The organism is Bacillus cereus group sp. BfR-BA-01331 (genome assembly GCF_022663915.1).
Lineage (GTDB): Bacteria > Bacillota > Bacilli > Bacillales > Bacillaceae_G > Bacillus_A > Bacillus_A mycoides.
Genome location: NZ_JAKUGJ010000038.1, coordinates 1 through 22,445 on the forward strand (window position 1 = coordinate 1; position 22,445 = coordinate 22,445).

Below are 22,445 nucleotides of genomic sequence, written 5' to 3' on the forward strand. Positions count from 1 at the left end.
ATTCAAAAAAGGAAACCCGTTAGGGTTTATTTCGTATGCAAATCTTTAAAGCACCTACATATAGACTTTCGAAAAAAAGAAACAATCTCGCTTATCATTGACGTTACATGAGCTTAGCTTGATAGCGATGGGGTAGCACCACATTGCCATCAACCTAAGAAAACAGTTCACCCCCAAAACGATAAATAAGCTTTTTCGTTACAAGAAATCCTAAAAATTTCGTTATGGGGGTGTAATAAAACTTTAGGTTGATGGGCATGTGTCTGTACCCCTAATTTAAGATGATGTCGTACTTCCTCTTCAATCAGATTCGACTATACTTATTCTAACTTTCTACCTGTTAATAAACTTTACAACTGAACCCTAATTTGCAAGCTGGCGGAACAAATCGAAATATCATGCTTTCCCATCAAATAACAAACAGCAACAGTACTTTAAATTTAGTTCTTAGGATATCGCTCTTTTACAAGTTCTTCGATGTTAATAGCTTTTTTAATTTCTTCTGATGATAACCAAGGTGTATATCTTGTTCCATTCTTAGTTTGTAAATATATCTGAAATTTTTTATTATATAGTTCTTCTTTAAGGATTGTGGTTACCTTGATTAAATCTTTAATTACAAGGGGATTATTTTCAAATTCATTACTACCGGTATTAATAATTAAATTCACCTTATATCCTCGAACATCCATATATTCCAAATTTGCATAAGTAATACCTTGTAATTCAAAACGATTGTTTTGAATTGCAATTAATCTCTCTTCTATTTTTGTATGATTTTTAATCCAATTTTCCAAATAAATGTCTATGGTATTGTTCATCGTTTTTTTCATTGTTAATAACAGCTCTTCTTTTGTTATCATTTTTTGCACATTTTTAAAAGGTCCACCTAAAGATTTTCCATTATAATCCTTAATTTCAAGTTCTGTTATCTTTTTATTATTTTTCTGGATGAGTTGAAATAGAGTATATAAACGATCTAATTCTACTGATTCAAATTGGCTAAAGTCAATCTCGTTACTCATTTGCAAAGTTAATAATAATTCATTAGTTGGTTTTCCTTCATCTGATCTTCTATCCTCTGACAAATATTGAAGAGTGTTATCAGTTTTAGTTTCCACGTACCCTAACTTTTTTATTTCTTCTAGAGTTGGTTGGAATTTCTGATATGCCTCATATGTTTTTTTTCCATATTTGTATTCATCACTTTTTATGGATGAATAGAAGAGACCATCTACCTCTACTCGAAATTGAATATTTTTATTATTCTTTACTTGCACAGTATGGTATGCATGTCCCATATTATTTTCATTTAAAGGGCTCATATGTGTTACAACAACATCGATTCCGTGTTTTTCTTTTATATATTTTTGTACCTCATCTTCATTAACTTGATTACAACCACTTAAAAATATGAAACATACTACTAGCAATATTACATTTTTCATGCTTTTCATATAAGCACTCCCTACGTAAGATTAATTCTTGAATATGCAGCACACTGCAAAGCACTCTTTCCTTAGTCGTATACTTCAACTTTTATATAGTGTGAATCTTAAATCATTTAAGTTCTTGACGTTCCCATCTATACTGCTTGGAACATTACTGTCTTAAAATATATAACTTATTTGTTTCAAGGTCTTTCTCAGTTCTAAAAGCATATGGTTCATTGGGCAAATATCTAAATTGTACATTCATACCATGAGACCTATTTTACTATAAAATAATGAAAAAATACGCTATTCTTTCTGTAGAATCATAGGAAAGGATGGCGTTTTTTATGTCTGTTTCTGTGTCTAACGAATTACAACTATTTGCTCAAGAGATTCAAAGTGCCCTATCTCCAAATGCCTTACGAAATCTTGCTAGAGATGTTGGCTTTGTACAACGAACCAGTAAGTACCAAGCAAAAGATTTAGTCGCTTTATGTGTATGGGTGAGCCAAAATGTAGCTATGACTTCTTTAACTCAGTTATCTAGCTGTTTAGAAGCATCAACAGAAGTACTCATCAGCCCTGAGGGCTTGAATCAACGATTTAATAAAGCGGCTGTTCAATTTTTACAACACCTATTAGCTGAACTACTAAACCAAAAACTCACCTCATCTATGCCAATTTCTTATCCATATACTTCTGTTTTCAAGCGTATTCGTATTTTAGATTCAACTGCATTTCAACTTCCGGATATATTTTCATCAATTTATCCTGGTGCGGGAGGATGCAGCCATAAAGCGGGAGTAAAGATACAGCTTGAGTATGATTTATTAAGTGGACAATTCCTTCATATTCATACAGGTCCAGGTAAACAACATGATCGAACCTACGGTTCACTGTGTGCCCCAACTGTAACAGCGAATGATTTATGTATCCGAGACTTAGGTTATTTTCATTTGAAAGATCTTCAACATATACAAGATAAAAAGGCTTATTATATCTCACGTATCAAATCGAATACACGTATTTATCAAAAAAATCCAAACCCTGATTATTTTCAAGATGGCAGAATTAAGAAGGGTACAGAGTATATCCAAATAGATATGGAGGTTTTAATGAACTCTCTTCAGCCAGGACAAACATATGAAATATCCGACGCTTATGTGGGAATGACTGATAAAGTACCAGCTCGTGTGATTGTTCATCGACTAACAAAAGAACAACAACGAAAACGATTACACGATCAAACGGTAAGAGAAAAAAAGAAAGGAATGAAGTATTCTGCTCGTAGTAAACGACTTAGCGGTATCAATGTATATATGACAAATACCCCTATAGATATTGTCCCGATGGGACAAGTACATGATTGGTATTCTTTACGTTGGCAAATCGAGATTTTATTTAAAACATGGAAATCATTCTTTCATATTCATCATTGTAAAAAAATAAAACGAGAACGATTGGAATGCCATTTGTATGGGCAACTGATTGCCATTCTACTTTGTTCTTCTACCATGTTTCAAATGCGGCAATTACTTCTAATGAAAAAGAAACGAGAACTGAGTGAATATAAGGCCATATATATGATTAAAGATTACTTTTTTCTTCTTTTCCAATCGATACAAAAAGACACCCAAGAGCTATCAAAGGTATTACTTCGCCTGTTCAACCTCCTACAGCAAAATGGGAGAAAATCTCATCGATATGAGAAGAAAACAGTCTTTGATATATTAGGTGTCATTTACAATTGTACCATGTTTGATAATCAAGCGGCTTAAATCAAAAAATTGAAACCCATTAGGGTTTATTTCGTATGCAAATCTTTAAATTCCCTACATGTAGCTTTAAAAAAAAGAAACAACCTCTACTATAATTAACGTTGTATGGGCTTAACTTGATAGCGATGTGGTGCTACCCCATCACCATCAAGTTAAGAAATGCAAATACAACTTCCTTTAACAGTCGAACAATTAGAAGGATTGAAACAAATAAAATAAGGAGGATAATTTTAATATGACAAGAGATGAGGCAAAACGAATCCTATCAGAAGAAGGATTAAAATATTATAACTGGTTTCATGAAAAAGATGTGGATCCGGATGAGGTTCTAATTTATAAAGAGGATAATAAGTGGGTTGTTTGTGCAACTGATGAGAGAGCGAGTATTGTAGAAACCTCAATTGCTCATTATGGTAATGAAGAAGAGGCATTAGATGATTTTATTAAACGAGTAAGATCGGAAAAAATATTAAAGCCATGAAGATAAAAGGTTGAGTTAATTTTTTTGAATATAGTTAAAAAGCAGTAACCCGAAATTAATTTCAAGCTACTGCTTTTTAAGTTAGTCCTGGGGTCTCGCCACATTGCTAGCAAGCTAACAAAAAGAAATCCCCTCAAAGTGAAAAAAATACGTTATTCTTTCTGTAGAATCATAGGAAAGGATGGCGTTTTTTGCTTTATGGGTAGTGCAAAAACTTAGCTTTATAGCGATGGGACGGAATCCCTATAAAGATTTTTAATGTAATAAAATACGTTTATGTTACTATTGAATATTTCATCTCCTATTCCTTTGCTAAATGCCATTTAATGATATGTCCAGCGTGTGTAAGACCTCCTCCAAACCCATAGAGTAAGAGAGTGTCCCCGTTTTTCACCTTTCCTTCGTTCATACCTATGTCTAATGCCAATGGAATGGAGACGGAAGAAGTATTCCCCATGTATGTTACACTCGTTAATGTTTTATCCAGTGGGACACCTGATTTTTCACATATAGATTCAATCATTCGCAAATTAGCACTATGTGGAACAAACCAGTTCACCTCATCCAGTTGTAACTCTGCTTGACATAACAATTCTTTAATACCAATTGGTAGTGTCCGTGCTGCCCACTTATATACTTCTCTTCCATTTTGAACTATCTTCCCATGTGTTTTTAAAGGATTTCCAAACATGGTAGTAGATAAATTTTTACGATATACATGCATACCTCCTTCCCCATTTGTCCCAATATGGGTAGCTATAAAGCTAGACACTTCTTCATCTTTCTCTACTAAAACAGCTGCGGCTCCATCTCCAAATAAGATACATGTAGTTCGATCTGTATAGTCTGTAATCTTAGATAAGGTTTCTGTCGTTACAATTAAAATCTTGCGATGAAGACCAGATGTAATTAAACCATTCGCCAGATGTAATCCATATGTAAAACCAGCACAAGTAGCATTGAAATCAACAGCGCCTGTATTCTGAATATTAAAATGCTCTTGTATTTGGCAGGCTACACTTGGAAAAGTGTAGTCAGGCGTAGTTGTTGAAACGAGAATACAATCCACGTCGACAAGACTTTTATGATAACGCTCCACTAAGTTTTCAATAGCTTTAAAAGCTAATGTAGAGGCATATTCGTTATCACCAGCAATTCTTCTTTCCTTCATCCCAGTTCTTTGTACAATCCATGCATCATTTGTATCTACTAGTTTTTCTAAATCATCATTGGTCAGCTTTTTTTCAGGTACATAGGTACCGATAGCTGTAATTCTTGCTTTTGATTGCATACATTTATCCCCCTTTACTATTTTTATACTTAGTTATATAATCAAATAATAGTACCAGGTTCTAAAAATTGTCAATATTCGAACATGAGATTTTAGGCAATTAAACTAACTAAAATATCTAGTTATGGTATAAAGGAGAGAAATTCATGCTCAATATTCAACAAATTAAAGAAATTATTCCCCATCGTTACCCCCTTTTATTAATAGATCGGATCATTGAAGTAGAAGAAGGAAAGCGTGCAGTTTGGATCAAAAATGTTGTGACTAATGAAGAGGTTTTTGTCACTCATTTTTTCTGAGTATTCAGCTATTATCAGCATCCTTATTGTAGATGCCCTTTTAACATGAATAAAAAAAGTAGGAGTTTATTGAAAAGTTTTCTGGAGAAGGACAATGCTAAACCCCTGTATTAATGGAGAACTAAAAGAAATTTAGAATAATTTAAAGGGAGAAGAGTGATGATTGATATTTTAAAGATTTTTGCGGCCTTAGTTTTGGGCTACCTTTTAGGCAGCCTTAATACAGCGGTGATTGTAGGGAGAATATACGGAAAGGACATAAGAAGCCATGGAAGCAAAAGCGCCGGGCTTACCAATACTCTGAGAGTACTTGGGAAATCTGCTGCGGTGTTTGTTCTTGCGGGAGATATATTAAAAGGGATAATTGCTTGTTATATAGGCTTGTTCCTTAGCGTTTACTTTTATTCGGGAGAGGCTAAAGATTGCGTAAGCCTTTTAGCGGCAGGCGCAGGGGCGGTTATAGGGCATAACTGGCCGGTATATTTTGGGTTTAAAGGGGGCAAGGGAGCACTTACAGCAGTGGCTGTGCTGTTTATGGTTGACTGGGTTATGGCCCTTTTATGCCTTGGCTTTTTTGTGATAATAGTAGCTTTAACCCGTTATGTCTCTTTAGGTACAATATGTGCTACAATGCTTATTGCGGTTATTTCATTTATTCCTGTTTTTGGGAATACCGTATATTTTTATATATTTGCATTCCTAATGGCGTTTATGGTTATTTTCAGGCATATGGAAAATATAAAAAGGCTGCTTTCAGGAACAGAAAATAAACTTATTTTTCTGCGGCGTTGAGCATGTCGTCAAAATAGAAAAAAATTGGGGTTAGTTAACCGTTTAAGGGGTAGGGCAACGATTCTTTAATTTTGGAGCCACTCAGGAAAAATGTACTTTATGGCGTACCGCCACATGCCTATCAACCTAACAGAACAGGTTGCCCCAAAAACGATAAAAATGAACTTCGGTGCTATAACAACACAAAATTTTCGTTTAGGGGGTACTTTAAAATCTTAGCTTGATAGCGATGTGGTGATACCAGTTTAGAACGATATCTTTGCCCTAAAAAAAATCGAACCATAAATTTGCCGGCAAGCTTATGGTTCGATTTAAATTATTTACTTTTAGTAACTACTCAGCCCCTCTATGAAAAAAAGCCAGAAAAACATCTTTTTAAATGGGCGAGAGGGACTGGCCATGCATAGAAGCGGTCAGGGCCTTTTCCTGCCACGCGCAAAGCTTTAAAACAAAGAAAGGCAGCGAGGTGTAGGTCCATTTTTATCTTCATGGCTGGAATTATACTCCTTACCAAACTTCTAAATGAAATGTATAGCTGAGTAGTTACCTTATTTTTTCAAAAAAACATTCTGACTATTTCTTTTTCACTTCTTCTACAAATTCCCATGTCTCTCCGTTATCTTTTGATTGATAAAGTGCACTACTATCGCCATTGTAGTCTCCATCTGCCCCTTGTCCAACTAACATATTAAAAACCCCATCTTTCTCATATGGCATACTAGGAGAATCAAAAGGACTTATTGTGGACTGTGTATGATCTAATTTGACTTCATGCGGCGGATATTCTACCTTTTTGAAAGATACCCCCCCATCATCTGTGCGATATAACTCTCCCTCATTACCAGAAGGTCTAACTGCTCCTAAAAACCCAAGTTTATCATTTATAAAAGTGATTCCTGATACACTACCAATCCCCCTATTAAATGGGTCTGGATTGATAACCTCCCATGTTTCCCCTTCATCACTAGTCTTGCTTAATGAATAAAAGGCGCTCCCTAATGCTTTATCTGTCATATTTAGTTTATAACCAACTTCTTTTGATAGGAAAAACTGTTCTTTTTCATTCTTTAAATCTTGTTGTTTCTTCTCTTTAAGCCTATCTTCATTTGGAGGCGTCTTTGATTTACTCCAACTTGCGTCACTTATTAAATTATATCTAGCAGGGACTAGCTCTTTTTCTTTTCCAGGGACAAATATAGATACAGTATATCCAATGATATCAGAAGCTGCTTCTTTAAGACTCTGCCCCTTACCATCCTCAGTAATATTAATAATTCCCTCTGTATTGGATCCCCAATTTCTTTTTCCATAATAAATCAACCCATACTTACTTTCATTCCACTTTCTAACCGTTTGCTTAACTGGAATCGCCTTAACCGTTTTAATTAAAGGTTCTACTAATTTATCATCATTATAATCAGGCTTTGCATATCCGTCTCGTATTATAGTAATATCTTTTGATTTCTTCTCATTATAAGAGATTAAATAAGTTTCTTCTTTCCCATCAACATTTTTTCCATAAATAAATGTATCAAACGCTGTGATTGTTCCATCTGAATGAAATGTAAGATCAAAATCAGTTGCCATATACAATTTCTTTGGCAAAGGATATTTTTTATTGATATCTTCAAAAATACCTTCTACTCCAGATTTATATATATTATTATGTTTAAGTTTAACTGACCTTTCATGTTTTAACCTTTCTATAAACCATGCCAATTTACCATTGTAATTTATTGCACTTTTATAAATCTGCATCCCATAAAATGATGTAATTGCAACAATAATGATAATAGAAATGGATCTCCATGCTATTGAATTAGTTAATTTTTTAGATTCATATTCTCTATTTTTTATCACCCGCATTGTAGTAAATGTAGTCATGGATATAAAAAGTACTATACATAATAACAAAATATAAATATTATAATTCATCCTTCCGTACTTACAGTATAAGGCTAACTCATAACAAAAAATGCCGTATACAATTATTAGTATTGGATTTGTTACTAATGACAGAAGTAACCTTTTTGCATTTTCCCTAAATATAGAAATCACTCCTAATTACATGAATTACTGATATTAAGTATACTTTATTGTAAAGTAACAAAAAAGCTATTTAATCTTGCCGCCAAAAATACAATAGACATCTGTCTATGTAAATGGCAGTTGTCTATTAAAGCCGTTTAAAAATCTAGTTGTTTCATAGACAATGGATTTTTGAGTGAATACTAAAGTTGCTTCATTTGGGAGCCAAATAATGAAAATAAACCCTCATAATAAACATAACAAATAGAGTATTTGCATTTAAACTCTATAAAACTCAAATGTATTTTTTTCTAGACATATTGCTTCATCGGAATTTTTGATAATAATATCAAAACATTGACTGTATGGATGCATAAACACTTCGTACTGAATCCAACGTTCTGCATGAGACCGCCTTAAATAATTGATATCGGCTCTCCTTTCAGCAATATCGCGGCTAGACCTTCTCGTTAATTCTGTTTCACCATCTGCATAGAAGTAAATTTTTTAATCAAATAAATCGGGATTAATAAATGCGACACTCATTCCTTCTACAATCATTAGTTGAATAACCTAAGGCTGCTTCGGTAGCCATTTTTTGTACCAACTGGCAGTTTAGTTTTCAATATGTGAAAAGGGATTTCCAAGTAATTAATTGAATATACATTTATTGTTCACTAATTTTTAGGAGGTCCCTTTATGGGAGATAAGCTTTACTGTATTGCTGCATATCAAGTTCTTAATGAAGAAAGACTAGGAGTTTCGCACGGTTCTATAATAATTTATAGTGATGCTGTGACGGGATCTCCTGTTAGTGAGATAGGGTGTTTTTTAATTTATTTATCATAATAACGTACCACGAAATTGCAACTCTCGTCCTCAAGAATTATTTCTTTTGGGTGAAAGTTTTTTTATTATATAAGTTTCATTCTGTCATAATTTAAAGTTTTCGAGAGGAGAAATGATATGAATTCTATTTTATTAGATGTTCCGTTACAAATAGAAACAGACAGACTAATTCTTCGAGCACCACTTCAAGCTGGTGACGGGAATGTCGTACACCAAGCTATTAAGGATTCAATTAATGAGTTAAAACAATGGTTGCTTTTATTCCAGTCAATCCCTACTGTTGAAGAAACGGAAATTATCCTGAGAAATGCCCATATAGATTTTTTAAAAAGAGAAAGCTTTCGCTATCTTATCTATCATAAGGATACTAATGATTTTATTGGAACTGCTAGCCTTCACGGAATTAATTGGAAGATTTCTAAATGTGAAATTGGATACTGGATTAACACGCAATTTAGTGGCAATGGATATATGACAGAGGTAGTAAGTGAGTTAACAAACCTTGGATTTCAGTTACTCAAATTTAGAAGGATTGAAATAAGATGTGAATCTACTAACACTAAAAGTCGTACGATCCCTGAAAAACTAGGTTTTGAGCTTGAAGGGATATTACGTAATGAAGATCTTTCAGCTGACGGTAAAAAACTAACTGATACCTGCATCTATGCAAAGGTAAATTAGATTGAAATTTTAATACTCAATTGCGTCTGTGTACATAGTTTATTCCCCTTCTAATCCATTATTGTGATTTGTTTAGAACTATAGTACATCAATATGTTTAAAATGAAATGTACTGAAATGGTATATTCTATTAAAACAAGAAGATTTACTTCTCATAATAATGTCAGTATTATATACAAATGTTACAATCATTTTATAAATAAATTACTTCATGAAGTTATGAAATTAGGACCGTACATATTAGAAATATGTACGGTCCTTTTGTTTACTAGTACTTATCTAACCTAAAGATAAGTATGTGCTCCTTTTACAATTTGAATTTCTTTGTAAGCTTCTTATATTTTCTATATGAACGTCTAACAATGTTTAACATGAAATACGGTATTTTAACAGGGAAAGGCAATTTATAAATGAAAGGCAAGTAAAAGGTGAAATATGCCTTTTCTAAGTCTCTCCACTTACTATCTTCTTTTGTTTTTAAGAAATCAGATACATCGACTACATATCCCCTTCCGTTTTCCATCATCACATTTTTTCCGTGAACATCACAAGGAGTTAATCCTTGCTCCCTTGCATACTCTATAGCTTCATTGATATCAAGGATCACCTGCTTAGGAATTTTAATCCCCTTATGAATAGCATCGTATAAGGTAATCTCTTTTAAACGTTTCAATACTATGAAATTCTCTCCTTTATACATAAGCTTCGAATAAGAAGGATGATTTCCGATTCTTCGGTATACTTCTGACTCTTTTTCAATTCCTTCTCCTTCTCGCGCGTAAACTTTCACTACCCAATCTTTGTATTCTTTGTGCATAAATACTGCGGCATAATTACCTGTCCCTAAACACTTCCAAAGTCTAGGAATATCTTTAACTACTATAGGCTCGAATTCATCCTCACTTCTTATGCTTACCTCTTTTAATAATTCGTCCTTTATCAATCTCACAAAACTATTTATACTCATCATTTCCACTCCGGTTTTGCTACAAGGGGTACTACCCCATACCCACCAAGTTAAAAAGTACCTTCTTTCCTAATACGAAAAAAATGAGCAGACTTCACTAAGTAACTAACTTTAGCGGAATAAAATTTTCATTTAGGGGGGTACTTCAAAACCTTAAAATGGATATTCTACGCAAATATATATTATTGATACAATAAGTTATGTTAACTTCACATGATTATATTATACAAAAACTCAGCAAATACCGTTACAAAAAGTGTACAAGCCATATCTACTCTCTCTAAATAGTTTATTACGAATCTATTTTAAGGAGAATTCTTACATCACAATTTCATAAATCTAAGGTTTCAAACTATTCATTACGAAAAAAAGACCGTATCACTACGGTCCTTTTCTCGCTCTTATACAAACACTATGACTGTGTAACTTTATTAGAAACAAGTAGTTTTTCAATACATATAGGTAACATGTCTAATAACGTTTCAAATGCGTAATTTACGTCCAGACGCTCCGTCCATTGATGTGCATCTTTTCCTACTGGTCCCATATTTAATACTGGAACGTCAAACTCTTCTAATTCCTCTAGTGGAATCGAATAACCTTTATCCCATAATGGCATATTGTCTACGAGAGAACTCATTGAATCCAATGGGTTTTGTAAGCCCACATAGCTTAAATCTGAAATTCCTCCAAAATAATTTTGGTTTTCAAATGTAATGCTATGATTATAGTGGGCATACTTTTCCATTTCTACAACTACCTCTTTAATTAAAGGATTGTTGCGTGAACTCACAGCTGGATAGTATGGCGGTGCAAAGAAAAGTACAATCATTGGAGCCTTTTCTTTACATAAGATAGCTAATTTGTCTACTAAATCAATAGTTACCGCACGATCATCTTTATCTTCTCTATTTTTTATAATATCGGATTGAATTTCATCTATTTTTCCTTGCCCATGTTGTTCAATTGCATAAGCAATAAGCTCTTCATACGTTAATACATTTACTTTAAGATTAGGCGGTATGAACGGATTATGCTTAGAAAAATGATACGCTCGCTCCTCATACGATTCTTCAATTTTCTCTGCTACTTTCGTTACCTTTTGACGTAACAATGAAACTACATCTGTCATCGTTTTTTCTAGTAAAAACAAATTAAATAATGTGACTGCACGATGAGGAATTTGTACAGAATAATCCTCCTTTAAGTCTCTTTGAAGCAAGTTAGTTGGTGGAGGACTCGCTTCACCATCTACAATATCGCAAAGGTCAGTATTCAACTCTAATTCAGCTGTTAATAATGCAGCCATATAACTCCCATTTAATCCTGCAAAAGGTTCGCCTACATGTGTCTCTTTTCCATAGCAAAGGAAACCAGGTAACACCTTACCAATAGAACCAGTATAAATATACTTATTTTGGTCACCAGGATGTCTTGAAAACATAGGCTCTGAATTTAGGACCGTTTTATACTCTAAGTCATGTTCTTTTGCTAAGTCTAATAATCTTGGAACAGCGGCTCTCATCCCTACAGAGTTCACTTCTTCATCTGGAACAGCCAATAAAAGAACATTCCCATCAAATCTTCCTTCACAAGCTTGCTCAACCATCGCCATTTGTAAGGCTAGACCACATTTCATGTCCATCGTTCCTCTACCAAAGAGCCAATCTCCTTGTTCAATATCTTCACGTACATGATCTGGTAGCTCATCTTTATGAGAATAAAACATAGATGTTAATTTTTTAGGGTTAAATGCATCTTCTTTCCACACTCCGTAATCTTGTACATCTACAACATCAAAGTGACTAACAAGAATTACAGTATTTTTTGTACTATCACTTTTCTTTACTAGAGCTGTAACAAAATATCGTCCATCCCCCGTCGGATTTTTTTGTAAATGATGCGGATTTTGTTTGAAATACTGTAAGTCAGATAATTGTTCTACAACAAAGTCTGGCAATATAACTTCAGCTTCTGAACCTGTAATACTAGGAATTTCAACAAGATTGCTTAATAATTGAACCAATTGTTCTTTAGATTGCCACTTTGACATATAAATCCCCCTATTTTTCCGCATTATGAAATTCATTTCCAATATATGAATAAAAAATGACGACAGCTATCAAAATTATAATTTTGCCGTTTGGCAAGCTTATGGTTCTTTTTGTTTACGGCAAACATATGCTTCCAGGATTTGAAGAATATTTTTAATATCGCTTTTAAATAAAATCACTGTTTTTATTTAAAAGCGCGATGTTTTGCCCCTTTGGATCTGTTTATCTAAAGAGATGTTTTTATAGTGAAAAGAAGATCTGAACTGAAAGGCGGATTAAGAAACTGCTGAGTAGCAATAAAGTTACTCCACTAAAGGGCCAGATTGTTGAGGAACGTTTTCAGGAAATTAGATTATTCGAGTTTGAATATATCATTGAGATTATGAAGGTTTTTTACTTAAACTGACGGGGCAGTAATACTCAATTAAAAATAATGGTAAAGTTAGCGAAAAGAAGAAGGATTGAAAATCGTATAGATTCATTCATTGTAATACATTTTAAGTTTTTGTGTGGCGAGGTATTTGAGAAATAAGAATGATTTCATCAAAAAAACATTGAAGCTCCAACGGGTTTTTATATGACTATTTTTCCAGACCCAAATTAACATCACAAATTACAAATAAACATTCTATACTTTTGGTTAGATTTTTTATATAGTTTGATTGACAGCAAAACCTAAGAAAAGGGGTGTTATTCATTGAGAATCACTTGTCACCTTGATCAATCTGATTTGCAGGAGTATATGCAAAAAGTCTTTGGTACCAGTTATTTGGTTTCTAGTGTAACGAAAATGCATGGCGGTGCACAAAAGGTAGTCTATAAGATTGATTGCAGCAATGGATTTTCCTGCGTTCTGTATGTTTGGGATCTTACCATGAATTATTTTCAAGAAGAAATAGCAAACCGAGATATACATGAGCACTCCTATAGTAGTGATTTATTTGAATCAAATAACAAGTATTTAATTCAACAAGGAATTCAAACTCCCCTTCTATATGATCTGAATAAGGAAAGAAACCGTCATCCTTATGATTATGCTCTCGTTGAATATGTAAATGGACAAAAGGCAGAAGTTTATTTTCAACATTCCGATTCATATGTTAAAGATAAAGTGTTTCAGCGGATAGGAGATATGCTGGCAGACATGCATGCCAACGAGAGACTTACTCATGGGAAAGTGAATCAAAGTGGGATCAACACGGAAAAATGTCATCACTTGCAAATGAAGAATGCAAAAAGAGATTTAGATTACGCATGCCAACATATTGACAGCATCAGGGCTAGTCATAGCAATCTACTCGATACATTGTACGAGCTTGAATCAAAAATTGAAACAAGAAGTCGTTATGGATTTATACATGGGGAACTCGGCCCCGATCATGTATTAATTAATGACAAACTAGAACCTTATTTGATTGATATCGAAGGAGCCGAGTTCTTTGATATTGAGTATGAGCACAGTTTTTTGCAGTTTCGATTTGGGGATTATTATCGATATTTAAAGAATGATACTCTCGACCCCAACAGGATGTTATTCTATCGATTCCATCATCATATATCCTTAACTTCAGGCGGGTTGAGATTGCTTCACAGAGGATTTCCGAATCAACAATTTGCAAAAGATCTAACCGATCACCATTCCCGTTGTGCACTGCGTTTTATTGAAGGTTGAACTTATGTCATTAAAAATTAAAAGACAGACAGGAGTTAAATACAATGATAAAAGGTTTCGGAGGAATATTTTGGAGAACTAAAAATCTTGATGTTATAAAAAAATGGTACAGTGAAGTGTTGAAGATTGAAATAGAAAATTGGAATGGGACTGTGATTAAACCCGAATTAGGAACAGAGACTATCTTTTCTTTCTTTACTGAGAATGACAGTTATTTTCCAACAGAACAACAAGTGATGTTAAATTTCCAAGTACATAATCTAAACGAGACTATTCAGCACCTTGAACATATTGGTGTACCTCTTGAAAAGAAAGAAGAGATTAGTGAATTTGGAAAGTTTATTTGGATTAAAGATCCTGAAGGTCGATTGATTGAACTTTGGGAGAAATAGTGGATTTCAATCATTTGCTATTATGCTAACAGATGCTTTAGTTCAATAAGGTAAATAAAAAAAGTGCATCTCCGTTTATTAGACACAGTCTAACAATCGGAGGTGCACTTTTTCACTCTAAATTAATACTTTTAATAAAATCAAAATGATTTTCATCAGCTAATTTATCGATATAACCAGTTATATACAGATTTGCTTTAGATACTTCTGTATTCTTAAACTCAGAATACAAATCAGGAGAAAATGATACTTCTAAAACAATACTATCCCCAGGTTTAATATTTAACTTATTACCTTTAGCTAACACTCTAAATGGATTTGTTGTTTGTCCAGAAACAGTAGGTGATTTAGGAAATGAAAACATAACATTATTTTGCGCAATAACATAATCGGTATTATTCGTCATTTTTATTTTATAAGATATTTCAGTGTTCGTATTTGTATTTTTAGAAAGTAATTCATACACTATTCCCTTTTCAATATCTGCTTGTTTAAAAGTAGTATTATTTTTACTAGAACAAGCACTCAAAATAAAAAACAAAACCACTATGATTATTCCACATTCTTTTTTCATTGATCTATTACCACCTATCAGTAAACACTATATTCTCTTTGGATTGTCATAACATTTGAAACGTACGTAACACTAGTAATACTCTAAAAGCTAGAATTAGAACCGATAATGACAGTAGCGTCCAGTTCCTTGTTTCTAGCGACTTTTGTGCTAAGCCCAGCACCAGCAAAGATTTCAAAGGCCTGGGGTGCCTGAACTTCGCTCGTCTCTATCAAAAGATGTCCATCCAAAGCTAACCAGAGTAAAGCATCTTCTGCTACTCTTCGCAGAATGTTAAGACCATCTTCTCCTCCGTCAAGCGTTACATTTGGTTCATATAGGCGTGCCTCCCGGGGGAGAAACTTTATTATTTCAGTAGGAACGTAAGGTACGTTCGCAACTAGGATATTTACATGGCCCTTAAGTGAGTCTGGTAGAGCTTTATACAAGTCACCTTCAAAAGCACGACCGCCAAAATTCGTTACATTGCGACTAGCGCATTGTACTGCGATAGGGTCAATGTCAACAGAATACAATTTAACTCGTCCCAAAGCTGCTGCCAGTGCTGCGCCCACCGCACCTGATCCACAACATAGGTCAACAATGATATCGCTAGAACGTGACAGAGCCTCTGTTTGATGAACAAGGAACTCTGTACGTTTACGCGGTACAAAAACGCCTCGATCCAGTTCTATTCGTAGACCACAAAACTCCGTGTATCCAACAACGTATTCCAGAGGTAAACCGTTGACTCGCATTTCTACCATTTTCATAAGGTCCTCTGGAGTTAGTGCCTCTGACATAAGTAACCGGGTCTCATCTTCTGCAAAAACACAACCGGCACTTCGAAGCTTGCTAACTATATATTTTTCCATATTCATATCCAAAAATAAATTTGTTTTATTCTCTATATTATCTCACCACTTTTGATAAAGTTTGTTTGTAATTCAGAGTTCGTTAAAAATAGCTAATATCCTTTTTCAATAACCTAATTCTTACATAAACTGCCATTTGATGGACATATTCGTCTATGACCATCTCTTTCCCTTGTATATAGAGCATTCTTTTCAATTTCTGTTTTCGTCAAATCTAATTAACAGAGATATAAACGAAAACACATATTTTTACACTATTTCGATTTATATATACAAACTATAATTTTAACGTTTTGGGCTATTTGCTTTGCTTAAGTTGATTTGCATAGATACTACCCCTCTTTGAAATATTTCAGTTCAAAATGAAATAACATTTCAACATAGACTATCAATCTACCTAGACATTATGACAATCACCTTAAATATCTGAATTTTCCATATATTAAAGGATATTACTCAAACAACCTCGAACATTGTAATAAATATACATAAGGAGGTTGATTTATTTTGTTTCGTTCATTTACAAATGGATGTGTTGCCCTTGTGCAGCGTTTCTTACCAGAACCGTTTATTTTATCATGTTTATTAACTGTTTTCGTTATCTTCTTCGGCATGTTTGCAACGCACCAAACACCGGTCGAAATGATTACGCATTGGGGCAATGGCATTTGGGGACTTCTCGCCTTTTCTATGCAAATGGCTCTTGTACTCGTGACAGGATCTGCATTAGCAAACGCTCCTCTTATTAAAAAAGGATTAACGAGAGCAGCGAAACTACCGAAAACGAATGGACAAGGTATTATCGCTATTTCAATCGTAAGTTTACTAGGAGCATACGTAAACTGGGGATTTGGTATTGTTGTATCTGTTTTATATGCAAAAGAAGTGGCAAGACAGTTAGAAGGATTAGATTATAGGTTAGCAATTGCTTCTTCCTACTCTGGATTTCTCATTTGGCATGCAGGCCTTTCTGCTTCTATCCCTCTTACGTTAGCAACTGGCGGCGAAACGTTAATTAAAACGACAGCTGGAAGTATTAAAGAAGCGATTCCAATAACAGAAACGTTATTCTCACCATACGCACTCGTGCCAGTTATTATTTTTCTCGTTACGATGCCTCTCATTAACCGAGCAATGCATCCAGATGAAAAGCATACAATTACTGTAGACCCTATCGTGTTCCATGAAGAGGCTGCCGCTCAAGAAGTAGAGCAAAAAACATTCGCTGAAAAAATGGAAAATAGTATGATTATTACACTTTGCATCGGATTATTAGGTCTTATTTATATTTTTAACTATTTTAGTACGAAAGGCTTTAACCTTACACTAGATATCGTTATTTTTATGTTATTAATTGCCGGTCTTATTTTCCACCGTACTCCGATTCAATATATTCGCGCTTTCTCTGACTCAACTAAGAGTGCTTCAGGCATTTTACTTCAGTTTCCGTTCTATGCTGGAATTATGGGGATGATGATTGGAGTAAATAGTGAAGGTCTTTCGCTTGGAGGAGCTATTTCTACTTTCTTTATTAGTATTTCAAATGAAACCACATTCCCACTCTTTACATTTTTAAGTGCTGGCATTGTAAATATTTTCGTTCCATCTGGAGGCGGTCAATGGGCAGTGCAAGCACCAATTATGATTCCAGCTGGCGCTGAACTTGGTGTACCTGCCGCGAAAACAGCGATGGCAATTGCATGGGGGGATGCTTGGACAAATTTGATTCAACCTTTCTGGGCATTACCAGCATTAGCGATAGCTGGTTTAGGCGCGCGTGATATTATGGGATTTTGTGTTGTTAACTTACTATATGCAGGATTTATCATTAGTCTATGTTTCTTATTTATTTAAACGAAAAGCTAGTTTTATACTAGCTTTTTTATATAATAAATCATTCGTTATCTATACACCTTATTACCATCCTCCACTCTACCTCTGCATGATTTAATGCTTCATATGTAAACAAATCTTCACATACTTTTTCAATCATATGAGGATTGTTCTTAAGGAAATTCCACTGCAATACTTTAGGAAGAAAATATGTTTCATATTCTTTACTTCCCTTTATCACCTCATCAACTTCTCTTTCACAAATCCCTCTTATTAAATAATCATTTCTTAATTGTATTTGAATTTGTTGAAACGTTTCGCTGTATTTCTTCAATTGGACTAAACAATTAATATACGTACACAAAAGTTCGTCATCACAATTGCAACACTTTATAATACGATCGATTTCATTCATAATGTACGAGCCGCTTCTTCTATTTGTAACAGCCATTTTTCACGCTTCGTTACTTTACTCGTTTTCACAGATTGAAAAGTAGAACGTTTTATATCGCGAATACCACAAAAACGTAAAACCCCTCTTTTCATCATAATCCAATCCGCTGATCGATATAATAGGGCCACGTACCATAACGGTGAGTCTAACGTATTAATAACCCATGCTTTCTTTCCTTTAAATAAGCCTTTCGGTAATGACCCCTCATATTTATAAGCAAATCCAGCTACAAAAATACGATCGATAAATCCTTTTAAAATAGCAGGCATGCCCCACCACCATATCGGATATATGAAAAGAAGAATATCCGCTTTCTGCACTAATTCTCTATATCGCTTCGTCTCTTCTTCATTTAGTAAATCACGTCTTTTCTTCTCTTCATTAAATACAAGCACTGGATCAAATTGTTCTTTATATAAATCAAGTAACGTAACAGAATGATTTGTTTCCTCAAGTCCTTTTTGCACATGCTCTAAAATTGCCCCATTAAAGCTTGAAGGATTAGGGTGAGCATATATAATTAGTACGTTCACTACAAAACAACTCCCTCTTTAGTTAAAGTTTCCCCTTCTTTAACATCGTCTCTACAATTTGCACATTTTTCGAACTTTGTAACAAACGATTTAATACTGTTAGTAACTCTTCTTTTTCTAAACCTTTCAATTGCTCTTTAACTGTACTCTCACCAGCACCTTGAATTTCATACACAACTGCCGCCATATGTTTACAATAATTTTCATAAGGACACTCGCAGCTACTTTCTGCAAAATCTTCAAGATCAATAATCACTTCATAATTCCCTGCATTTCCAGTAACGAAAGCAAATACTTTCTTGTCGTGTATTTCAACATCTTCTACATGTCCCTCTTCATAATATTCATATCCTCTATCTATAATGTACTTTGGAATCCATTTCATTATATCTTTTAATAAGTATGCATACATCACAACACCTCTTCCTCTAATTCCCTTTTGACTTCCAAAATCCTGCATGTTATTCTAATAACTGTCAAGTAGCGAGTCTACGTGACAAAACGACTGACACCTATTCGGCGGAGGTGTCTCTTTTCATTTGCAGCCGATATGAAGTGCCTCTTTCAGGCACATTCAATCTTTGACACTACACACTCAACACCATTCCCTTGTATCAGGCTGCTTTAGCAGTCTTTTACTCTACATACTTCAAAAAAAAGAGAGCTCAGCTCCCTTTTCCCGCCTTATAAAATACCCCTTTTTCAGCATAGCGATATTCATCATCAGCTAAAGTAATTTTCCCATCCAGTTTGAGTTCATCTAATAGTCTTGATAAATAAAATTGATGTAACATTTTTTTAGTGAATTTTCCTTCATGATGCGAAACGATATGTTCTTGAATATCTAACAATGATATTGGCTTATCTTGCTCTATCATATATTCATAAACTGTACTACGCAGTTTTACGTATTTTTCGAGTGTCACAGTACTTCGCAACCCCTTTCTTCTTATTATATGTTTTCGTAATCGGTTTTTTTGCAACAAAAAAACCTCTCCGATAAGAAGAAGTTACGTATATCTTCGTCTTATCTCCCAGAACAAATATGTTCTGCTGGAATTAGCACCTGCATCGCGGTTGCTGGGTTTCATCGGGCCAGTCCCTCCACCTCTCTGGATAAGAAAATATTCACTTTAAATTTAACTATACGTAATTTTATTATAATTGTCAAATAAATATAAAAAATTATATTTTCTTCTTTATTGTTCATACTACAAAAAGATGTACAAAAGGAGGCTACTACTTTGAAAAAGAATGCTCGTGGATACGTACAAGATTCTTTTCATTCCTTACAAGAAGCGAAACATTGTTTAGAAGATGCATTACAGACTGTTGAAGAAGATTTTAATCGCGCACGTATTGAACAATCCCTTTACGCTGTAGAGCAAGCTCTTCAACGTTGCGATTACACCGTTCACATTTTAGAACAAGAATGAAAACTTCCCATCAAAAGATGGGAAGTTTTTTCAAATGGCATACTTCATCATTATTACCGTTATTATTAAAAAATATACAGAATTAACAATTTCTAAAATCCCTACTTTTAATATAGAAATCTTTTTGCCATACAACATAATGGCCCGAATTACACTTGGTACAAATATGAGTGAACACCATGGATTTATAGCAAATACAATTACCGTTAATACAATATGGTATCCCCAAGATATAAAACGATACTTCGGATTGTTTTTTTCACGAATCATCGTTTTCACATAAAACGTACTTCCTAAAAAATATAGAAATGAAATAAGCGTAATGAATAATGCTGTTTTATCTATTAATTTCATGGAGAAATAATAACTGATTAAACCACCTATACAAAACACTATAATCGCACAAACATCATTTAGTAATGCTCGTTCATCTTTCCGACGAGCGTAATGCATATTTACAATAAACAATGGAATCATTAATACTGCGAATAAAAGAATTCGCCATTCATATAATAAAGAAATCATCCCAAATACAAATGCAATGATAAAATAAACAATTGCAGCGTGTAGAAATTCTTTTTTTCGTCTTTGCCTTATGTACATGAGAAATGGATAAGTGGCTAGATAGATAAAGAACCAGGCTAAAAACAGTGGGATATGATAAAAAGTAGGTTTACCAAGTAATACACTTAATAGAAATGGTATGACAAGCATCGCCCATGCTCCATGTTGCTTCGGAATAACTAACTTCATTAACTATACACCTCCCTCTTGAAAATAATTCTCACCTACTATTATACAAATAATTTCATATAATAACGGATATATATTGAATCTATTTTTTGACAATAAAAAATGCTTCTTACAATATGTAAGAAGCATGAAAGAGGCAAACGAATATGTAAGTCGCGACCCTACCTTATATGAGTATGCTTTTCTATGTCACCTTATGCTCATCTAATATACCGTATTTCTTTTTAAATCTTGTGAGGATCGTAATCCATGACGTACTAAATAGCAGAAGGAAAATAACATTCGATATCGCATGACTAAGATCGAAAGAAAAACTTGCGACATAGTAAGCAATAACTGTTTCCCACGTTGCTTCCTGTATAAAACCAAGCAGACCCCAAAAATTCATAATCCAGCCAAATAGAAATCCAACGGCAAATCCGTACAACAGTCTTCCCCACAGTTTTTTCATTAAAAATGTATTACGTAATAGTCCAGCTATAAACCCGATCATGCCCCAAGAGAACATTTGCCACGGCGTCCACGGACCTTGTCCTAAAAAAATATTAGATACAATGGCAGCCGTTGCCCCAATCATAAAGCCAGTTTCACTCCCAAAAACAATTGCAGAAACGATAATGACAAAAGAAGTCGGTTGTACACTTGGTAAAATAGAAAATGGTACCCGGCTAACCGCTGCAATCGCCGCTAACACAGCAACGATAACAATTTCACGTGAAACAAACGCCTTCCTTTCAAAACGAATATAGAAAGGTAACATAATGACAGCTAATAAAAACAAACTACTTACCATGTAATACCCGTCCATAATAAAAGTCGTAAAGAGTAGTGTATATATTACAACGGCAAAAATAAATATTATAAATGCAACATATCGTTTGGACACGCTTCGTACACATCCTCCCACGTTAATGCAAACGGCAACTCTCTACGGATGAATCGATTAATAGATGTTGTATAAAAGAAGTTACCACTAAAGAACTCTTTCGGTGCATCATTCATAATGACTTTCCCGTCAAATAACATCATGCACTGATCAACGTATTTCGCTGCAAACTCAATATCATGCGTTGCCATTACAATTGTTGTACCTTCTTTTTGCAACTGTTTAAATAGCTCTCCTACTCTTTCCTTTTTCCATGGATCTAGTCCGATACGATAAACTTAACTAAATCTATACAATTCAATCAAATTTACACGAGTTAGTGCTTCATCGTGTTCTCGCAACCCCAAAGGGACGAGGGGTATAACACTCCACACGAGGCAGTATCGTTACCTCCTATTATCAAGC

22 protein-coding genes, 3 pseudogenes and 1 riboswitch are annotated in these 22,445 nt (G+C 34.2%); of the genes and pseudogenes, 10 read left to right on the forward strand and 15 right to left on the reverse strand.

All coding sequences use genetic code 11. From position 1 onward, the window contains the following. Window positions 1-440: 440 nt before the first annotated feature. Window positions 441-1,457, reverse strand: a complete 1,017-nt coding sequence (locus tag MR155_RS28625; RefSeq protein WP_098595493.1) for a hypothetical protein — start codon at window positions 1,455-1,457, stop codon at window positions 441-443. A gap of 323 nt (window positions 1,458-1,780) precedes the next feature. Here MR155_RS28625 and MR155_RS28630 point away from each other — a divergent pair, with 323 nt between their 5' ends. Together MR155_RS28630 and MR155_RS28635 are read left to right on the forward strand one after the other, a co-directional pair. Beyond that, a complete protein-coding gene (locus tag MR155_RS28630; protein ID WP_242311795.1) occupies window positions 1,781-3,211 on the forward strand; it encodes an IS4 family transposase in 1,431 nt (476 codons plus the stop codon). Between the two features lie 235 nt (window positions 3,212-3,446). Further along, window positions 3,447-3,692 (forward strand): Imm59 family immunity protein, encoded by a 246-nt coding sequence (locus MR155_RS28635; protein ID WP_242311797.1) that lies wholly within the window; start codon window positions 3,447-3,449, stop codon window positions 3,690-3,692. A 301-nt stretch (window positions 3,693-3,993) separates the two neighbouring features. Here MR155_RS28635 and MR155_RS28640 read toward each other — a convergent pair whose 3' ends face one another. Further along, a complete protein-coding gene (locus tag MR155_RS28640) occupies window positions 3,994-4,983 on the reverse strand; it encodes a ketoacyl-ACP synthase III (protein ID WP_242311799.1) in 990 nt (329 codons plus the stop codon). A gap of 146 nt (window positions 4,984-5,129) precedes the next feature. On the opposite strand from MR155_RS28640, the pseudogene MR155_RS28645 reads away from it, so the two are divergent. Together MR155_RS28645 and plsY are read left to right on the forward strand one after the other, a co-directional pair. Then, window positions 5,130-5,322, forward strand: a pseudogene (locus tag MR155_RS28645) (hotdog family protein); the annotation flags it as partial. 119 nt (window positions 5,323-5,441) lie between these two features. Further along, window positions 5,442-6,074 carry a glycerol-3-phosphate 1-O-acyltransferase PlsY gene (gene plsY, locus MR155_RS28650; protein ID WP_242311802.1) on the forward strand — a complete coding sequence of 211 codons (633 nt, stop codon included), beginning with the start codon at window positions 5,442-5,444 and terminating at the stop codon, window positions 6,072-6,074. A 573-nt stretch (window positions 6,075-6,647) separates the two neighbouring features. Here the strand turns inward: plsY and MR155_RS28655 are convergent. Next, window positions 6,648-8,132, reverse strand: coding sequence for a WD40/YVTN/BNR-like repeat-containing protein (locus MR155_RS28655; RefSeq protein ID WP_307897027.1), 1,485 nt, complete (start codon window positions 8,130-8,132; stop codon window positions 6,648-6,650). Window positions 8,133-8,381: 249 nt separating this feature from the next. Then, a pseudogene (locus MR155_RS28660) lies at window positions 8,382-8,669 on the reverse strand (uridine kinase); the annotation flags it as partial. Window positions 8,670-8,801: 132 nt separating this feature from the next. Here MR155_RS28660 and MR155_RS28665 point away from each other — a divergent pair. Together MR155_RS28665 and MR155_RS28670 are read left to right on the forward strand one after the other, a co-directional pair. After that, window positions 8,802-8,951 carry a hypothetical protein gene (locus tag MR155_RS28665; protein ID WP_176523476.1) on the forward strand — a complete coding sequence of 50 codons (150 nt, stop codon included), beginning with the start codon at window positions 8,802-8,804 and terminating at the stop codon, window positions 8,949-8,951. A gap of 117 nt (window positions 8,952-9,068) precedes the next feature. Beyond that, window positions 9,069-9,632, forward strand: a complete 564-nt coding sequence (locus MR155_RS28670) for a GNAT family N-acetyltransferase (protein ID WP_016091782.1) — start codon at window positions 9,069-9,071, stop codon at window positions 9,630-9,632. Window positions 9,633-9,939: 307 nt separating this feature from the next. On the opposite strand, the gene MR155_RS28675 is transcribed toward MR155_RS28670, so the two are convergent. Together MR155_RS28675 and MR155_RS28680 are read right to left on the reverse strand one after the other, a co-directional pair. Beyond that, window positions 9,940-10,608: a protein kinase family protein gene (locus MR155_RS28675; RefSeq protein WP_113935904.1), complete on the reverse strand. Its 669-nt coding sequence runs from the start codon at window positions 10,606-10,608 to the stop codon at window positions 9,940-9,942. Between the two features lie 403 nt (window positions 10,609-11,011). Continuing rightward, window positions 11,012-12,652, reverse strand: coding sequence for a M20/M25/M40 family metallo-hydrolase (locus MR155_RS28680; RefSeq protein ID WP_242311804.1), 1,641 nt, complete (start codon window positions 12,650-12,652; stop codon window positions 11,012-11,014). A 743-nt stretch (window positions 12,653-13,395) separates the two neighbouring features. Here MR155_RS28680 and MR155_RS28685 point away from each other — a divergent pair. Together MR155_RS28685 and MR155_RS28690 are read left to right on the forward strand one after the other, a co-directional pair. Further along, window positions 13,396-14,325 (forward strand): phosphotransferase, encoded by a 930-nt coding sequence (locus MR155_RS28685; protein ID WP_219303739.1) that lies wholly within the window; start codon window positions 13,396-13,398, stop codon window positions 14,323-14,325. 44 nt (window positions 14,326-14,369) lie between these two features. Beyond that, entirely contained in the window at window positions 14,370-14,717 is a 348-nt protein-coding gene (locus MR155_RS28690) for a VOC family protein (protein ID WP_000589586.1), read from the forward strand. A gap of 112 nt (window positions 14,718-14,829) precedes the next feature. Here the strand turns inward: MR155_RS28690 and MR155_RS28695 are convergent, their stop codons facing one another. After that, entirely contained in the window at window positions 14,830-15,291 is a 462-nt protein-coding gene (locus MR155_RS28695; RefSeq protein ID WP_242311806.1) for a hypothetical protein, read from the reverse strand. Between the two features lie 83 nt (window positions 15,292-15,374). Continuing rightward, window positions 15,375-16,145: a putative protein N(5)-glutamine methyltransferase gene (locus MR155_RS28700; protein WP_242311814.1), complete on the reverse strand. Its 771-nt coding sequence runs from the start codon at window positions 16,143-16,145 to the stop codon at window positions 15,375-15,377. Between the two features lie 507 nt (window positions 16,146-16,652). Between MR155_RS28700 and MR155_RS28705 the strand changes: the two genes are divergently transcribed. Continuing rightward, a complete protein-coding gene (locus tag MR155_RS28705; RefSeq protein ID WP_242311808.1) occupies window positions 16,653-17,999 on the forward strand; it encodes a short-chain fatty acid transporter in 1,347 nt (448 codons plus the stop codon). A gap of 40 nt (window positions 18,000-18,039) precedes the next feature. Here MR155_RS28705 and MR155_RS28710 read toward each other — a convergent pair whose 3' ends face one another. The 4 genes from MR155_RS28710 to MR155_RS28725 all read right to left on the reverse strand — a co-directional run bounded on the left by MR155_RS28710 (window position 18,040) and on the right by MR155_RS28725 (window position 19,951). Continuing rightward, on the reverse strand, window positions 18,040-18,393 hold the full coding sequence (locus MR155_RS28710; protein WP_242311810.1) for a group-specific protein: 354 nt from the start codon (window positions 18,391-18,393) through the stop codon (window positions 18,040-18,042). Continuing rightward, window positions 18,390-18,965 carry an NAD(P)H-dependent oxidoreductase gene (locus MR155_RS28715; RefSeq protein WP_002142490.1) on the reverse strand — a complete coding sequence of 192 codons (576 nt, stop codon included), beginning with the start codon at window positions 18,963-18,965 and terminating at the stop codon, window positions 18,390-18,392. The genes MR155_RS28710 and MR155_RS28715 overlap by 4 nt, the downstream gene beginning before the upstream one ends. Window positions 18,966-18,987: 22 nt before the next feature. Continuing rightward, window positions 18,988-19,425, reverse strand: coding sequence for an SWIM zinc finger family protein (locus MR155_RS28720; protein ID WP_002033243.1), 438 nt, complete (start codon window positions 19,423-19,425; stop codon window positions 18,988-18,990). 205 nt (window positions 19,426-19,630) lie between these two features. After that, window positions 19,631-19,951, reverse strand: a complete 321-nt coding sequence (locus MR155_RS28725; protein WP_002110869.1) for a hypothetical protein — start codon at window positions 19,949-19,951, stop codon at window positions 19,631-19,633. Between the two features lie 38 nt (window positions 19,952-19,989). After that, window positions 19,990-20,088: riboswitch (SAM riboswitch) on the reverse strand. A 121-nt stretch (window positions 20,089-20,209) separates the two neighbouring features. Here MR155_RS28725 and MR155_RS28730 point away from each other — a divergent pair. After that, window positions 20,210-20,401, forward strand: coding sequence for a hypothetical protein (locus MR155_RS28730; RefSeq protein ID WP_002084448.1), 192 nt, complete (start codon window positions 20,210-20,212; stop codon window positions 20,399-20,401). 30 nt (window positions 20,402-20,431) lie between these two features. On the opposite strand, the gene MR155_RS28735 is transcribed toward MR155_RS28730, so the two are convergent. The 3 genes and pseudogenes from MR155_RS28735 to MR155_RS28745 all read right to left on the reverse strand — a co-directional run. Further along, window positions 20,432-21,154 (reverse strand): YwiC-like family protein, encoded by a 723-nt coding sequence (locus tag MR155_RS28735; protein WP_242311812.1) that lies wholly within the window; start codon window positions 21,152-21,154, stop codon window positions 20,432-20,434. A gap of 184 nt (window positions 21,155-21,338) precedes the next feature. After that, a complete protein-coding gene (locus MR155_RS28740) occupies window positions 21,339-22,040 on the reverse strand; it encodes an ECF transporter S component (RefSeq protein WP_242311813.1) in 702 nt (233 codons plus the stop codon). Next, a pseudogene (locus MR155_RS28745) lies at window positions 22,013-22,306 on the reverse strand (ABC transporter ATP-binding protein); the annotation flags it as partial. The pseudogene MR155_RS28745 and the gene MR155_RS28740, both read right to left, overlap by 28 nt. Window positions 22,307-22,445 lie beyond the last annotated feature (139 nt).

Coding starts and splice junctions, on each gene's coding strand:
- MR155_RS28735 (WP_242311812.1), bottom strand. CDS start 21,154: ATGAAGTTAGTTATTCCGAAGCAACATGGAGCATGGGCGATGCTTGTC.
- plsY (WP_242311802.1), top strand. CDS start 5,442: ATGATTGATATTTTAAAGATTTTTGCGGCCTTAGTTTTGGGCTACCTT.
- MR155_RS28625 (WP_098595493.1), bottom strand. CDS start 1,457: ATGAAAAGCATGAAAAATGTAATATTGCTAGTAGTATGTTTCATATTT.
- MR155_RS28630 (WP_242311795.1), top strand. CDS start 1,781: ATGTCTGTTTCTGTGTCTAACGAATTACAACTATTTGCTCAAGAGATT.
- MR155_RS28720 (WP_002033243.1), bottom strand. CDS start 19,425: ATGCAGGATTTTGGAAGTCAAAAGGGAATTAGAGGAAGAGGTGTTGTG.
- MR155_RS28680 (WP_242311804.1), bottom strand. CDS start 12,652: ATGTCAAAGTGGCAATCTAAAGAACAATTGGTTCAATTATTAAGCAAT.
- MR155_RS28665 (WP_176523476.1), top strand. CDS start 8,802: ATGGGAGATAAGCTTTACTGTATTGCTGCATATCAAGTTCTTAATGAA.
- MR155_RS28670 (WP_016091782.1), top strand. CDS start 9,069: ATGAATTCTATTTTATTAGATGTTCCGTTACAAATAGAAACAGACAGA.
- MR155_RS28695 (WP_242311806.1), bottom strand. CDS start 15,291: ATGAAAAAAGAATGTGGAATAATCATAGTGGTTTTGTTTTTTATTTTG.
- MR155_RS28635 (WP_242311797.1), top strand. CDS start 3,447: ATGACAAGAGATGAGGCAAAACGAATCCTATCAGAAGAAGGATTAAAA.
- MR155_RS28690 (WP_000589586.1), top strand. CDS start 14,370: ATGATAAAAGGTTTCGGAGGAATATTTTGGAGAACTAAAAATCTTGAT.
- MR155_RS28700 (WP_242311814.1), bottom strand. CDS start 16,145: ATGGAAAAATATATAGTTAGCAAGCTTCGAAGTGCCGGTTGTGTTTTT.
- MR155_RS28685 (WP_219303739.1), top strand. CDS start 13,396: ATGCAAAAAGTCTTTGGTACCAGTTATTTGGTTTCTAGTGTAACGAAA.
- MR155_RS28710 (WP_242311810.1), bottom strand. CDS start 18,393: ATGAATGAAATCGATCGTATTATAAAGTGTTGCAATTGTGATGACGAA.
- MR155_RS28640 (WP_242311799.1), bottom strand. CDS start 4,983: ATGCAATCAAAAGCAAGAATTACAGCTATCGGTACCTATGTACCTGAA.